Genomic DNA, 13046 nt, shown 5'->3' on the forward strand with positions numbered 1-13046 from the left:
CGCTCGCCGGATAGGTTCGCCTCCGCCGGGTAAGCGGCGCGGATGCCCGCCAAGCAGGAGCCGGCAGCCGACAACGACCCGCCCCCGCACGGGGTGTCCCGGGTCGACCGAACCTGGTCCAGAGTGCCCGAGCGGGTGCGGCACGGGCTGCGCTCCCGCGCCTGGCGGTTCCGCCTCTTCGGACTGCTCGCCGTGCAGGCCGGCGTCGCGGCGACGATCGCCTGGTTCGTGGGGGCCCAGTTCCTGGACAATCCCTCGCCGGTCCTCGCGCCCACCACAGCTGTCGGCATCGTGGCCGCCTCGATGGGCACACGCCTGCGGCGCACCATCGAACTGCTGGTCGGTGTCGTTCTCGGGCTCGCCGTCGGTGACGCGGTCATGCCGCTGTTCGGCATCGGGGCCTGGCAGACCGGCTTGGTCGTCGTGCTGGCGATCATCGTCGCCATTCTGCTCAAAGGCGGTGGCTCCCTACTCACCCAGGCCGGTGGCACCGCGGTGCTCATCGCCACCCTGGAACCGCCAGTGCGTGACCTGTCCGTTCCTCGCTTCGTCGATGCCGCGGTCGGCGGACTGGTCGGGTTGGCGGTCGGTCTGCTGGTGGTGCCCATCCACCCGCAGCGGACCGTGCAGCGTCTGGCCGAACCCGTCCTCGATCCGGCTATCGCCGCCCTGCACAGCCTGGGCGGGGCGTTGCGTCGTCGGGACCATGACGCCACCGAGCAGAGTCTGACCGGCCTGCGGATCCTCGGGTCTCGGGTGACCGCGCTGGACGAGGGGCTCGGGGCTGCCCAGGAGGTGGTGCGACTGGCGCCGCTACGGTGGCACCAACGCAGGTTCCTGGCCCGCTCCACCCAGGCCATCAAACATCTCGAGCGGAGCCTCTACGGCTGTCGGGCCGTTGCGCGGAGACTCACCAAGGCTCTCCGGGAGGATGAGCCGATACCGGAGGAGTTTGCGGCAGCCATCGAGCTGCTGGCCACCAGCATGCATACGCTGAGACGCACCACCACCCCCGAGCGGGCGGATCCGCAGGAGGCGCGCCAGCAGATCCTGACCGCTCTCAAGCTGGTCGGAGAGGCGCAGGGGCCCGCCACCCCGGATCCCACCCGTCCCCACTCCCACCGGTTGGGCTATTCGGGAATGATCGCCGTGGGTGAATTCCGCACGGCCGCTCACGATTTGCTCATCGCCAGCGGGTTGGACACCGACGAGGCGGCAGCGTTGGTGCGGCGGACGGCGGACCGGGACGAGTGGGACTGAACCGCCCCAGCACGCCCGTCAGGTGGTCTTCAGCGAGGCGAGGACGTCGAGGTAGTGCGGGTTCCGCATGACCCCCAGCACGTTGCCGAACGGGTCGACCACCGCCGCGGTGATGAACCCCTCGTCTCCGTGCGGAGTGATCGGCTGGTACTCCGTGGCACCCATCGCCAGCAGTCGCTCGACGGTGGCGTCGAGGTCGTCGACGCACCAGTGCATCACCGCGCCGCCGGGCCCCGTCGCGGCCCCGGGCGGTGCGTACCTGCTGTCGATGATGCCCAGTTCGGCCTGGTAGTCCCCGATGCGAAACTCCGTGTAAGCCGGGCGTCCGTCGGGGCCGGGGCGCATGAAGTACGCCTCGATGCCGAGGAAGTCCGCGTACCAGGCCGTGGCCGCTTCCACGTCGTCCGCCCAGATGTTCAGGGTGGCGAATCCTCGCAGGCTCATCAGGTGTCCTCTCGTCGATGTCGTTGGTATCGACGCTATCGACGATTGCGGAAGCTCTGCTTCCGCAATGAGCTGCGGCCCGCATCTTTCGTCGGTTCCCGGGTAGTCGCCGCCATTGCCAGTACGAGTGGCGGGGGACAGCGTGGACAGCTACCCGGCAGTCGAGAACCACGGTCTGATCGGTGATCTACAGACCGCGGCACTGATCAGCACGGACGGCACTGTCGACTGGTTCTGCGCGCCCCGCTTCGACTCGCCGAGCGTCTTCGGCGCGCTGCTGGACCGCCGCAACGGCGGCCACTTCCAGCTCTCGCCGGACGGCGTCGACTACACGAGCAAGCAGCTCTACCTGCCCGGTACGCCGATCCTGATCACCCGCTTCCACAGCGCCGACGGCGTCGGTGAGCTGTTGGACTTCATGCCCGTCACCGGGGCCGAGGCCACCGACCGGCACCGGTTGATCCGACTGGTGCGGATGGTCCGGGGGAGCATGCAGTTCCGCTTCCACTGCCACCCACGGTTCAACTACGGGCGCGACCCGTACGAGCTGGAGGTGCACCCCGAGGGCGACGTCTTCCGCAGCGCGACGATGAGCCTCACCCTCGCCGCCTTCAAGAACTCGCTCCGCGAGTTCGACATGAAGGACATCAAACGGGACACCGACGGTGTGTCCGCGTCGTTCACCCTGCACGCCGGCGACATCGGCGGAGTGACCCTGGAGACGGCCTGCCCGCACGCGCCCCGAGCGCTCACCACCGACGAGGCGTGCGAGCTGCTCGCCGAGACCCGCGACCACTGGCGGAGGTGGGTGGGCGGTTCCCGCTACAAGGGCCGCTGGCGGGAGGTGGTCGAGCGTTCGGCGATGACCCTCAAGCTGATGACGTACGCGCCGACGGGCGCCCTGGTCGCCGCACCCACCGCCGGGCTGCCCGAGCAGATCGGCGGGCAGCGGAACTGGGACTACCGCTACACCTGGATCCGGGATGCGTCCTTCTCCGTGCACGCGTTGCTGCGCCTCGGCTTCACCGACGAGGCCGAGAAGTATCTGCTCTGGCTCGACGCGCGCATCCGGGAGGCACGGGACGGCAACCTGCCCCTGCAGATCATGTATCGCATCGACGGCTCACCGGACCTTCCCGAGGAGGTGCTGGGCCACCTGGAGGGGTACCGCGGCTCCGCGCCGGTGCGGATCGGCAACGGCGCGGCCGGCCAACTCCAACTGGACATCTACGGCGAGGCGCTCGTCTCGTTGGAGCTCGCGGACCGCAACGGGCTGATCGCGCCGTACGAGGGGTGGCGCAAGACGGCCGGGTTGATGGACTGGCTCTGCGAGCACTGGGACCAACCCGAGGACGGCATCTGGGAGACCCGGTCCGGCCGGCAGGACTTCACCTACGGTCGGGTGTTGTCCTGGGTGGCGCTGGACCGGGCCATCCGCATCGCCCGCCGTCGGGGCCGCCCCGGTGACATCGCCCGCTGGTCCGCCCAACGTGACGCCATCTACGAGCAGGTGATGACTCGTGGGTTCAATCAGGAGCGCCGCGCGTTCGTGCAGCACTACGGCTCCGACATCCTGGACGCCTCGCTCCTGGCGATGCCGGGGCTGAACTTCATCTCGCCGACCGACCCGATGTGGGAGTCGACGCTGCGGGCCATGGACACCGGCCTGGTCTCCGACAGCCTGGTCTACCGCTACGACCCGAAAGCCTCGCCGGACGGCCTCGCCGGCACCGAGGGCACCTTCAACATGTGCACCTTCTGGTACGTGCAGGCGCTCGCCCTGGCCGGCCGGATCGACGACGCCCGGTTGACCTTCGAGAAGATGCTCACCTACAGCAGCCCGCTCGGCCTCTACTCCGAGGAGATCGCACCGACCGGTGAGCAGATCGGCAACTTCCCGCAGGCGTTCAGCCACCTCTCGCTGATCAGCACGGCGGCCCATCTCGACGACCTGCTCGACCGGCAGGGCTGACCGGTCCGCTCAGAACAGCGTCAACGGCTCGACCGGGATCGGCTCGGGCAACGCGTCGAGCCCGGGTACGCGTGCCCGTACCTCGTCGTGGAACCGGCGGGCGAGCGCCGGCGCGTCGGCGTTGTCAGGGGTGTGGATGAACATCGTCGGCGAGCGTCCCTCGCGTAGCCAGGTGACTGTCAGGTCGACCCACCGCTGCCACCCCTCGACAGTGCGCGTCGGGTCGTCGCGACCGAGGTAGCGGACGATCGGCCGGTCGGTCAGCGCGAGGGACCGGAGCGGCAGGCGTGGCTTCTTGGTCCAGGCGTCCCGCTCCGCGTCGCTGGTCGGCGGGCTCGTGAAGAAGGCGGTCGTGTCGAAGGGGATCCACTCGGCGCGGGCGGCGGCGAGGGTCGCCCCGAGCATTCGGGCCGCTCGGGCGTCGGTGAAGAACGCGGGATGGCGGACCTCCACCGCGTACCGGTGGGACCGCGGAAGCTGTTCCAGGAAACGGCCCAGGGCCGGGACGTCGGCGGGCGCGAACGAGCCGGGTAGCTGGATCCAGAGGGCGTGGGCGCGCGGGCCGAGCGGCTCGATGGCGTCCAGGAAGGCGCGCAGCGGTTGGTCGACGTCGGTGAGCCGACGTTCGTGCGTGATGACCTTGGGAAGTTTGAGGACGAACCGGAAGTCGGGATCCGTCTGCGCGGCCCAGGAGGCCACTGTGTCCCGGGCCGGGGTCGCGTAGAACGTGGTGTTGCCCTCCACTGCGTCGCACCAGCTGGCGTAGTGCCGCAGGCGCTCGGTGGGCGGCAGCCGGTGGCCCGGCCACGACCGGTGACTCCACATCGCGCACCCCACGTGCAGACGCATGACCGCCCTTTCCGCCGGTGACCGCGCTCGACCGGAGCCCACCGTATACGGGCCAGCGGACCCGGCCGGCCCACGGTGCGGCAGGTAGGGTCCGACGCCATGCGTGTGCTGTTCGCCAGTCTTGCGTCCGTCGGTCACACCTATCCGCTGATCCCGCTGGCGATCGCCGCCCGGGACGCCGGGCACGAGGTCCACTTCGCCGCCGGTCCGGAGGTGCACGCGCCCCTCGCCGCGCACGGCCTGCGGCCGTTCCGTCCCGGCGACGCCTTCTACGAGGTGTACGCCGAGGATCTCGCACCGGAGCTGGCGCGGCTGCGGCCCGACCTGGTGGTGCACGAGTGGGGGCTGCCGGGGGCGGCCGTGGCGGCGCACCGGGCCGGGATCCCGGGCCTGTGGCACGGGTTCGGCCGGATGTTTCCCGAGGGCATCGGCCTGGAACTGCCCACCAGGAACGCCGAGGTCGTCGGCCGGCCGCACCTGGACATCTGGCCGCCCTCGCTCCAGGACAAGGACTTCCTCGCCACCGAACGTCGGATCGAGCTGCGACCGGTCGCCTTCTCCACCCCGGCCCCGCTGCCCGAACGGGTGAGCCGTCGCACGTCTCGACCGTTGATCTATCTGACCCTCGGCACCGCGTTCGGCACGCCGGAGTTGATGCGCACCGCCATCGCCGCTCTGGCGACGCTGGACGCCGACGTGGTGGTCGCGGCGGGCCGGGTGCCCGTCGAACAGTTGGGCGAGATCCCCGCCCACGTCAGCGTGCACCAGTGGGTGTCGCAGGCGGAACTGTTGCCGCTCGTCGACCTGGTGGTGCACCACGGTGGCAGCGGCACCACCCTCGGCGCGCTCGCGGTGGGCGTACCGCAGTTGCTGCTGCCACAGGGCGCGGACCAGTTCGCCAACGCCGACACGCTTGCCGCCGCCGGTGTCGCAGTGCGGCTCCTGCCCGGCGAGGTGGACGCGGGCGCCATCGCCGAGCAGGTCCACCGGCTGCTGCCGCAGCGCGGCAGCGTCGAGCAGCGCGACGCGGCCCGCCTGATCGCCGAGGAGATCGCCGGCATGCCCTCGCCGGCGGCCGTCGCTCGGCTCCTGCCGGAGTACGCCGCCTGAGGCGAGCCGAAGTCGTCAACTCAGGGTTGACGCGACGAGATGCGTCAACCTATGGTTGACGCATGACAGATCCTCTCCAGATGGGTAACCCCGTCAAGCTCGACGACCTGATCCAGGCGATCAAGACGGCGCACACGGACGCGCTCGACCAACTCACCGACGCGGTCATCGCCGCCGACCACCTCGGCGAGGTGGCCGATCATCTGATCGGGCACTTCGTGGACCAGGCCCGACGCTCGGGCGCCTCCTGGACCGACATCGGCCGCAGCATGGGGGTCACCAAGCAGGCCGCCCAGAAGCGCTTCGTGCCGAAGGCGACCGAGGCGGCAGCGCTCGACCCCAACGCAGGCTTCGGCCGGTTCACCCCTCGCGCCCGCAACGTGGTGATGGCCTCGCAGGAGGAGGCCCGGGCCAGCGGCAACGCCGAGATCGGCCCCGAGCACCTGGTGCTGGGCCTGCTGGCCGAGCCGGAAGGGCTGGCCGCCAGGGTGATGGCTGGTCGGGGCGCCACCCCCGAGGCGGTACGGGAGGCGGTCGGTGCCGTCCTCCCACCACGGGCCGAGCAGGTTCCGGACCTCATCCCGTACGACGCGCGGGGCAAGAAGGCGTTGGAGTTGACCTTCCGGGAGGCGCTGCGCCTCGGGCACAACTACATCGGCACCGAGCACATGCTGCTCGCCCTGCTCGAGCAGGAGGACGGCGCCGGCGTGCTCACCAACCTTGGCCTGGACAAGGCGACGGTCGAGGGCGACCTGGCCGCCGCCCTCGCCGCCGCCGTCGGGAAGAAGTGAGAACCCGGGGTCAGGGGGCCTCAGGAAAGCCGTAACGCAGGGCGTGCTCCGGATCGGCCGGGTCGATCTGGCGTACGCCCGCGTCGGCGAGGCGCTTGTTGACCTCGTCGAGTTGCTCGCGCACCAGGCGGGCCTCCTCCTCCGTGACCCGGCCCCGGTGTGGCTTGCCGGCGTGCTCCAACGTGCCGTAGTCGATCTTCTCGGTGGTCTTGCGGGCCTTGGGTGGGCGGACCCGCTCGGCCGTCTTCAACAGTTGCGCCATCGGCACGTCGGTGGCCATCGCGTCGAACTCGCTGGCGGTCAACACCACCCGGCGGGGCTCACCGCCACCGTGCCGGTCGTGGATCTCCACCACCGCCACGTCCAGCGCGGCATCGTCGATGTTCTCCACCTCGCCCGGGGTGGCGTCCAACTGCACGGGCCCGGCGACCAGGTCCGGGTGCTCCAGCACGACGACGCGGACCACCTCGTCGTCCTGCTGCAGAACCGTGCCGGTGAAGTCGGAGACGTGGATCGTCTTCTTGCCCATGCGCGGAGCTTCTCCTGTCGTAGGCCGGGATGGCGGACCACAAGAAATTACCCGACAGGTGTGCGAAAGCCCCCGCTGGACCTCCTCCGGTGTGTCGCCCCGGGCGACCGTCGGAGGCTCCCCTTCGGTGCCACCCACCCGGTGCTGCGTCAGTGGGTGTTCAGGCGGTGCCGACTGGAGCTGCCGACGGGCAGCTTGTTCAGCCCGGCCCACGACAGGGCGCCGCCGATGGTCCTGGGGTTCCGGTAGCGCGGCTGGGGTGGATTGCCTCCGACGGCCTCCGCCGCCTGCCAGAGTCGCTCGGGGTCCTGCTGGTAGTGGTCGCTCGGCTGAATCGGCATGCGTTCACCGTCCCAAACAAAGGTGTCCAGATATAGAAATACATATGACGGTCGATTCGTGCGGTTGGTTCCCGCACCCCTGGCCCGTTCGGCCCCGACGTATCCTGCGCCCGGCCCTGCCGTCCGGCGTACGGTGATCCACGACGGGTCGGGGTGACGGGGAGGTGCGCATGCTCGACCGGCGGCTGCACCTGCACCTGGCCACCTGGCTCGGCCAGTGGCCGGCCGGGCCGGGGTTGCACGTGGTCGCCTCGCACCGGCGGGCCGCACCGGCCTGGGATGGCCGGCTGCGCCCCGCGCTCGCCGTGGACACCGGGCGGAGTGCCGTGCTCTCCGTCGCGCCGGACCGCGTGGCGGCGATCCGCGAGTTGGTTCGCCGTACGCCGACCCGGCTGCTCGCCGCGTTGCCGGAGGCCGTCGGCCGGCCAGAGTTCTGCGTACACGACGGTCCCTTCCGGTGGAGCCTGGCACCCGCGCCGCTGCCCGACGTGGGGGAGTGGACCGAGCCGACCGCCCCTGGGCTGCCGCCGTGGCTGCGACTCTTCGACCGGCCGGTGCTGGTGGTCCGTGACCCGGACGGCACCTACCTGGCCGGTGCCGGGATCAAGCGGCACGACGCGTACGGGCACGAGTTGGCCGTCGGCACCGTGCCGGCCGCCCAGGGGCGCGGCCTCGCCCGCCGACTGGTGGCCCAGGCGGCACGGCGGGTGCTCGACGAGGGGGCGGTCCCCACCTACCTGCACGAGCGGGACAATCACGCCTCGGCCCGGGTTGCCGACGCGGCGGGTTTCCCGGACCGGGGCTGGCGCGCGTACGGGGTCTATCCGCGCTGAGCGGCATTGGGCGCGGACCGTGGATCCCGGGCCGGATCCACGGTCCGCAACCTCCCCCCAGGCCCCGATTCCGGGTGTAACGGCCGCCGCTGGGGGCGAGCCGCTACGTGTCGATCACGCTACGTATCGAACCGGCTCGGGGCAAGGCTGAAGCTGTCGGTTCGGAGTGTCGAAAAGCGGACTTGACCTGCTTCTTCGCCGGTCGTTGGTGTCGGCCCTGTCAGTGACGGAGCGTGCGAATCAGGTCGAGTACCTGTCGGGTCACCGGCCGCAGGACCCGGAGCCGGGACAGCGCCACGAGCCGGTCGATCAGTGGTACGGCCCCGTCGATCAGCTGACGAGTCTTGGTCTGGCCCGGCGACCGGTCGTGCACCCAGTAGAGGATCACGCCCATGTACGCGAGCCAGAGCAGCTCGGGCAGCTGTGGGCGCAGCTCGGCGTCGACCTTCGCCGTCGAGCCCGTCAACACCTCGCCGAAGAGGTCGATGGCCGACTGTCGGGGGCCGGACGACTCCGCCGAGAAGGGGCTCAACGGTGAGGTGGGCTCCGCCGCCGTCTTGAAGAAGGTCGCCGCGAATCCGTGCGAGGGCGTCAACACGTCGATCCCCGCGTGCAGCACTCCGGCGAGCCGGGGACCGAACGCCTCCTCCCGGTCGAGCACGGGCTGCGCGGCGGCCCGGTGCTCGACCTGGGACTGGGCGTAGAACTCCTGGATCAGGTGGTCCTTGGAACCGAAGTAGTAGTAGGCGTTGCCGACCGCCACGCCGGCCTCCTGCGCGATCGCCCGCATGGTGGTCTGGGCGTAGCCGCGTTCGCGGAACAGCCGCATCGCGGTGTCCCGGATCAGCTGCCGGGTCTGCTCGCCTCGGGCGGTGGCAGGGTCACCCGCAGCGGTCGTCTGCGCAGGCTGCTCGGTCATCGGGGCCACCGTATCCCGCCGTTTCGTCGGCCGGCTCGGCCGACGGGTCGCGGATCCGTTCCCGGATCGCCGAGGCGGCGGCCACCGTCTGCCGGGCGAGGGGCAGCAGGGCCGGTCGGGCCAGCCGCTCGGCCGTGGACCGATGGTCGGCCAGTGCCCAGAGGCAGGCGAACCAGGCGCCGTCGCCCGCGTACACCTCGCCGGTGTCGGCGATCACTGTGAGGTCGCGCAGCGTCGCGTCGTGGTCCAGGCCGGGGAAGCGCCGCCGGGCCTCGGCGGACCCGGCCGGCACGAACTCCAGGGGTACGAGTTGGGCGCGGGACGACAACCAGCGGCGGGCGGCCCGGCAGAGCGGGCAGGCCGCGTCGAACAGGACGGTGAACCCCCGGACCCCACCGCCGGAGTGAGCGGTGGGATCCGGGAGCCGACCGACGCCACCGGTCGGGGACACGGTCATCGGGTCGGCGGGTTGCTCGTCGGTCCGGCGCCCGGCTGCGGTCCGGCCGCCTGCGGACCGGTTGGCTGGGGTCCGGCCGGGTACACGCCGGTCGGCTGCGGTCCCGCCGGATAAGCGTCGACCAGCTGCGACCCGGGTGGGGTGGACTGCATGGGGAGTCGGCCGATCGGGGCGAGCGGGGGGTGGGTGGCGAGCTGGCGGAGCCGGTTCCGGCGGTAGCGGCCGAGTGCGAAGACGTTGAAGAAGTGCAGCGCGCCGAGCACCAGCAGCACGAGGCCGATCTTGAGAGACAGCTCCTCCATGGCCTGGCTGGTCGATTCCACCGGGTCGGCGTGCTTCATGGCCACCGTGACGTAGCCGAGGTTGAGCAGATAGAAGCCGACCACCAGGAGGCTGTTGACCGCTCGGGCGAGCCGTTCCTCGGCGAACACCTCCTCCAGGAAGACCTGCCCGTTGCGGGACAGTGCTCGAGCCACCCAGATGGTCAGGCCGACGCTGACCGCGAGGTAGATCACGTACATCCAGACCTTGATGTCCATGTGGACGCCCTTCTTGAACGTGTTCAACTACCGACGCCGTCAGCCTAGGGTGAATATTGAACATGTTCAAGAAAGGGCGACCAGTGACTGTGGACACTCTGGTGCGGCGCCGAGAGCCGTTACCCGGCCGAGCGTCACGCCCGGCCGAGAAACGCCGTGGCTCAGCCGGCCAGGCCCAGCACCTCGGCCGCCGCGCGACCGTTGGCGTGGCTCGCGCCGTAGGTGGTGACGAAGGCGCGGACGCCCGCTGGTCGCCACTGCGCCGGCCAGCCCATCTCGACCACTGTCACCGGGTGCGCCGCCGCCAGGTCGGCGATCAGCTCCGGGCCGCCCGGCAGCCGGTGAAGGTGCCGCCCGACCAGCACGATGGGACGGTCGCCGGCCAAGCCGCGCAGCGTGGTCGCGTCGGTCTCGGTGGCGATCACCCGGATCTCCGGCACCCCGTCCAGGTGTGGACCGAGGCCCCACGGCACCCGACCCTCGGCCATCGTCGATTCGGTGTGCAGTTGCACCACCAGTGGCTGGTTCAGGCCGGTGAGCAGGCCGTCCACCCGAACCGCGCGGCGCGCCGCGGCGTACCCCAGCTCGGTATCCTCGGTGGCCGGTGACCCGGCGGCGGCCCGGGCCCAGGCGGCGAGGTCGGCGGCGCGGCCGGCCGCCTCCTCGACCCGCGCCCTCGCCAGCCGGCCGTCAGTGAGCGCGTCGACGATCTCGGCGGCCACCCGCTCGACCAGCTCGGCGTCGACCTTCGCGCCGATGCAGAGCAGGTCGGCGCCGGCGCCCAGGGCCCGGACCGCGGCCGGCCCGACCCCGCCGGCGGCCACTGCGGCACCCTTCATCTCCAGCGCGTCGGTGATGACGGTGCCGGTGAAGCCGTACTCCGTGCGCAGCAGGTCGACCAGGACGGCCCGGCTGAAGGTGGCGGGATCTGCGCCGGTGAGCGCCGGCACCCGGATGTGCGCGGTCATCACGGCGCGCGCCCCGGCGGCGACGACGGCCGCGAACGGCGGTAGGTCCCGCTGGCGCAGCAGGGCCAGCGGAGCGTCCACTGTGGGCAGTTCGTGGTGGGAGTCGGTGACTGTGGCGCCGTGCCCGGGGAAGTGCTTGGCGCAGGCGGCCACGCCGGCGGCCTGCAACCCGGCCACGGCGGCGGCCGAGTGGGCGGCGACCCGTACCGGATCCGCGCCGAAGGACCGGGTGCCGATCACCGGGTTGTCGTCTGCGGTGTTGACGTCGACAGTGGGGGCGAGGTTGACGGTGATGCCGAGCGCGGCCAGCTCCGCGCCGATCGACTGGTAGACCCGTCGGGTGAGGGCCACGTCGCCGATCGCGCCCAGGGCGGCATTGCCGGGGTACGGGCTGCCGGTGGCGTGCGCCAGTCGGGTCACGTCGCCACCCTCCTCGTCGATGGCGATCAGCGCGTCCGGCCGACCGGCGCGCAGCGCGGCGGTGCTCGCCGCCACCTGCGCGGGGTCGTGCACGTTGGTGCCGAACAGGGTGTGCCCGGCCAGCCCCTCGGCCAGCAGGTCGACCGCCCAGTCCGGCGGGACCGGTCCCGGGTACGCGGCCAGCAGCGTGCCCAGCGCGAGCCGGCGCAGTCCTGGATCCAACCCCACGTGATCTTCCCCCTTCGGTGTCCCGCGGGTACGAAACGTCGTACCGGTGGTGGTCCTGGCCCTGCCGAGTCGGCGGAGCGTCCCACCGTCGAGTGGCCGTTACGCTACGGCTACCCGTTCGCAGGTCGGTTTACAGTTAGCAAAGTTTACTAAAACTAGAGGACGTGTCATGAGTGCGACCCGGCTGCCCGGCACCCCCCGCCTGTTGCGGGCGCTCAACGACCGTGCCGCGCTGGAGTTGCTCCTCGAACGCGGCCCGCTGACCCGGGCTCGACTCGGCGAGCTGACCGGCCTGTCGAAGGTCACCGCCTCGCAACTGGTCGAGCGGCTGGAGGAGCGCGGCCTCGTCGCGCGGGTCGGCGAGCAGGCCGGCGGGCGAGGGCCGAACGCCCAGCTCTACGCCGTCCGCCCGGGCAGCGCGCACGTGGTCGGCGTGGACGTCGGGCCGGACCGGGTGGTGGCCGCGTGCGCCGACATCACCGGTGCGGTCATCGGCCGGGTGGAGCAGTCGACCCGGGACACCGACGACCCGGTGGGCGTGGTGCACAACGCCGTCGTGCAGGCGGCGAGCAGCGCCCAGGCGCAGCTGAGCAGCGTACGACGGATCGTGCTCGGCACCCCGGGTCTGGTCGACCCCGGCACCGGCGACATCACCTTCGCCTTCAACCTGCCGCGCTGGCACAGCGGTCTGCTCGCCGCGCTGCGGGACGACCTGCACACGCCGGTGGTCTTCGAGAACGACGTCAATCTCGCCGCGGTGGCCGAGGCGCAGTCCGGTGCCGCGCAGGGGCTGGCGGACTTCGTGCTGGTCTGGGTGGGCGCGGGCGTCGGCCTGGCGATCATGCTGGGCGGGCGGTTGCACCATGGCAGCAGCGGTGCGGCCGGCGAGATCGGCTACCTGCCGGTGCCCGGCGCGCCCATCCCGCGCGACGTCTCCCGTCGCGCCAAGCCGGCCTTCCAGCAGCTGGTCGGCGCGGACTCGGTGCGCGCGGTGGCCCGCGAGCACGGCTACCCGGACGCCGACGCCGCCGAGGCGGTCCGCGCGGCCGTAGCGGCGGGCGCCGACGGCGGCCCGATGCTCGACGAGCTGGCCCGTCGGCTCGCGCTCGGCGTGGCCAGCACCTGTGTGGTGCTGGACCCACCGCTGGTGGTGCTCGCCGGCGAGGTGGGTCAGGCCGGTGGCGCGGCGCTCGCCGACCGGGTGCAGCAGGAGGTCGCGGCGATCACCCTGGTCCGGCCGCGAGTGGTGCCGACCGGGCTGACCGAGGAGCCGATCCTGCACGGCGCGCTGCGCACCGCCCTGGACGCGGTGCGCGACGAGGTGTTCGGCTCCACCGTCGGCTGAGCCCGCTGCGGGGGTCATGTGAAGGAATATTTCACCGAGCA

General features: G+C 71.5%; 14 protein-coding genes. 6 read left to right on the forward strand and 8 right to left on the reverse strand.

Translation table 11 applies throughout. The features are described 5' to 3' along the window. Positions 1-42 precede the first annotated feature (42 nt). Positions 43-1260, forward strand: coding sequence for an FUSC family protein (locus IW249_RS15410; protein ID WP_196921398.1), 1218 nt, complete (start codon positions 43-45; stop codon positions 1258-1260). An 18-nt stretch (positions 1261-1278) separates the two neighbouring features. On the opposite strand, the gene IW249_RS15415 is transcribed toward IW249_RS15410, so the two are convergent. Further along, a complete protein-coding gene (locus IW249_RS15415; RefSeq protein ID WP_196921399.1) occupies positions 1279-1704 on the reverse strand; it encodes a VOC family protein in 426 nt (141 codons plus the stop codon). Positions 1705-1846: 142 nt separating this feature from the next. Here IW249_RS15415 and IW249_RS15420 point away from each other — a divergent pair, with 142 nt between their 5' ends. After that, entirely contained in the window at positions 1847-3676 is a 1830-nt protein-coding gene (locus tag IW249_RS15420; protein ID WP_196924803.1) for a glycoside hydrolase family 15 protein, read from the forward strand. Positions 3677-3685: 9 nt separating this feature from the next. On the opposite strand, the gene IW249_RS15425 is transcribed toward IW249_RS15420, so the two are convergent. Then, positions 3686-4525 carry a DUF72 domain-containing protein gene (locus IW249_RS15425; RefSeq protein WP_504871055.1) on the reverse strand — a complete coding sequence of 280 codons (840 nt, stop codon included), beginning with the start codon at positions 4523-4525 and terminating at the stop codon, positions 3686-3688. Between the two features lie 99 nt (positions 4526-4624). Between IW249_RS15425 and IW249_RS15430 the strand changes: the two genes are divergently transcribed. After that, on the forward strand, positions 4625-5635 hold the full coding sequence (locus tag IW249_RS15430) for a glycosyltransferase (protein ID WP_196921400.1): 1011 nt from the start codon (positions 4625-4627) through the stop codon (positions 5633-5635). A 62-nt stretch (positions 5636-5697) separates the two neighbouring features. Further along, positions 5698-6426: a Clp protease N-terminal domain-containing protein gene (locus tag IW249_RS15435; protein ID WP_196921401.1), complete on the forward strand. Its 729-nt coding sequence runs from the start codon at positions 5698-5700 to the stop codon at positions 6424-6426. Positions 6427-6436: 10 nt separating this feature from the next. Here the strand turns inward: IW249_RS15435 and IW249_RS15440 are convergent, their stop codons facing one another. Beyond that, positions 6437-6955, reverse strand: coding sequence for a hypothetical protein (locus IW249_RS15440; protein WP_112582133.1), 519 nt, complete (start codon positions 6953-6955; stop codon positions 6437-6439). Between the two features lie 149 nt (positions 6956-7104). Next, positions 7105-7296 carry a DNA repair protein gene (locus IW249_RS15445; protein ID WP_196921402.1) on the reverse strand — a complete coding sequence of 64 codons (192 nt, stop codon included), beginning with the start codon at positions 7294-7296 and terminating at the stop codon, positions 7105-7107. Positions 7297-7466: 170 nt separating this feature from the next. Here IW249_RS15445 and IW249_RS15450 point away from each other — a divergent pair, with 170 nt between their 5' ends. Next, positions 7467-8129 carry a GNAT family N-acetyltransferase gene (locus IW249_RS15450; protein WP_196921403.1) on the forward strand — a complete coding sequence of 221 codons (663 nt, stop codon included), beginning with the start codon at positions 7467-7469 and terminating at the stop codon, positions 8127-8129. 220 nt (positions 8130-8349) lie between these two features. On the opposite strand, the gene IW249_RS15455 is transcribed toward IW249_RS15450, so the two are convergent. The 4 genes from IW249_RS15455 to IW249_RS15470 form a co-directional block, all read right to left on the reverse strand. After that, positions 8350-9048, reverse strand: coding sequence for a TetR/AcrR family transcriptional regulator (locus tag IW249_RS15455; RefSeq protein ID WP_196921404.1), 699 nt, complete (start codon positions 9046-9048; stop codon positions 8350-8352). Beyond that, entirely contained in the window at positions 9011-9505 is a 495-nt protein-coding gene (locus tag IW249_RS15460; protein ID WP_196921405.1) for a thiol-disulfide oxidoreductase DCC family protein, read from the reverse strand. The genes IW249_RS15455 and IW249_RS15460 overlap by 38 nt, the downstream gene beginning before the upstream one ends. Next, the gene (locus IW249_RS15465; protein ID WP_231392540.1) at positions 9502-10071 is read right to left on the reverse strand and encodes a hypothetical protein; all 570 of its coding nucleotides are present in this window, start codon (positions 10069-10071) and stop codon (positions 9502-9504) included. Before IW249_RS15465 ends, IW249_RS15460 begins: the two co-directional genes overlap by 4 nt. Before the next feature lie 134 nt (positions 10072-10205). Further along, positions 10206-11660, reverse strand: coding sequence for a glycoside hydrolase family 3 N-terminal domain-containing protein (locus tag IW249_RS15470; protein ID WP_196921406.1), 1455 nt, complete (start codon positions 11658-11660; stop codon positions 10206-10208). A 169-nt stretch (positions 11661-11829) separates the two neighbouring features. Between IW249_RS15470 and IW249_RS15475 the strand changes: the two genes are divergently transcribed. Further along, entirely contained in the window at positions 11830-13005 is a 1176-nt protein-coding gene (locus IW249_RS15475; protein ID WP_196921407.1) for an ROK family transcriptional regulator, read from the forward strand. Positions 13006-13046 lie beyond the last annotated feature (41 nt).

The sequence above is a fragment of the Micromonospora vinacea genome (genome assembly GCF_015751785.1).
In the GTDB taxonomy this organism is placed as follows: Bacteria; Actinomycetota; Actinomycetes; order Mycobacteriales; family Micromonosporaceae; genus Micromonospora; species Micromonospora vinacea.

Excerpts from the sequence above, each read along its gene's own strand:
- IW249_RS15410 (WP_196921398.1), top strand. The coding sequence starts at position 43 with ATGCCCGCCAAGCAGGAGCCGGCAGCCGACAACGACCCGCCCCCGCAC.
- IW249_RS15475 (WP_196921407.1), top strand. The coding sequence starts at position 11,830 with ATGAGTGCGACCCGGCTGCCCGGCACCCCCCGCCTGTTGCGGGCGCTC.
- IW249_RS15440 (WP_112582133.1), bottom strand. The coding sequence starts at position 6,955 with ATGGGCAAGAAGACGATCCACGTCTCCGACTTCACCGGCACGGTTCTG.
- IW249_RS15430 (WP_196921400.1), top strand. The coding sequence starts at position 4,625 with ATGCGTGTGCTGTTCGCCAGTCTTGCGTCCGTCGGTCACACCTATCCG.
- IW249_RS15425 (WP_504871055.1), bottom strand. The coding sequence starts at position 4,525 with ATGCGTCTGCACGTGGGGTGCGCGATGTGGAGTCACCGGTCGTGGCCG.
- IW249_RS15460 (WP_196921405.1), bottom strand. The coding sequence starts at position 9,505 with ATGACCGTGTCCCCGACCGGTGGCGTCGGTCGGCTCCCGGATCCCACC.
- IW249_RS15435 (WP_196921401.1), top strand. The coding sequence starts at position 5,698 with ATGACAGATCCTCTCCAGATGGGTAACCCCGTCAAGCTCGACGACCTG.
- IW249_RS15415 (WP_196921399.1), bottom strand. The coding sequence starts at position 1,704 with ATGAGCCTGCGAGGATTCGCCACCCTGAACATCTGGGCGGACGACGTG.
- IW249_RS15450 (WP_196921403.1), top strand. The coding sequence starts at position 7,467 with ATGCTCGACCGGCGGCTGCACCTGCACCTGGCCACCTGGCTCGGCCAG.
- IW249_RS15445 (WP_196921402.1), bottom strand. The coding sequence starts at position 7,296 with ATGCCGATTCAGCCGAGCGACCACTACCAGCAGGACCCCGAGCGACTC.
- IW249_RS15455 (WP_196921404.1), bottom strand. The coding sequence starts at position 9,048 with ATGACCGAGCAGCCTGCGCAGACGACCGCTGCGGGTGACCCTGCCACC.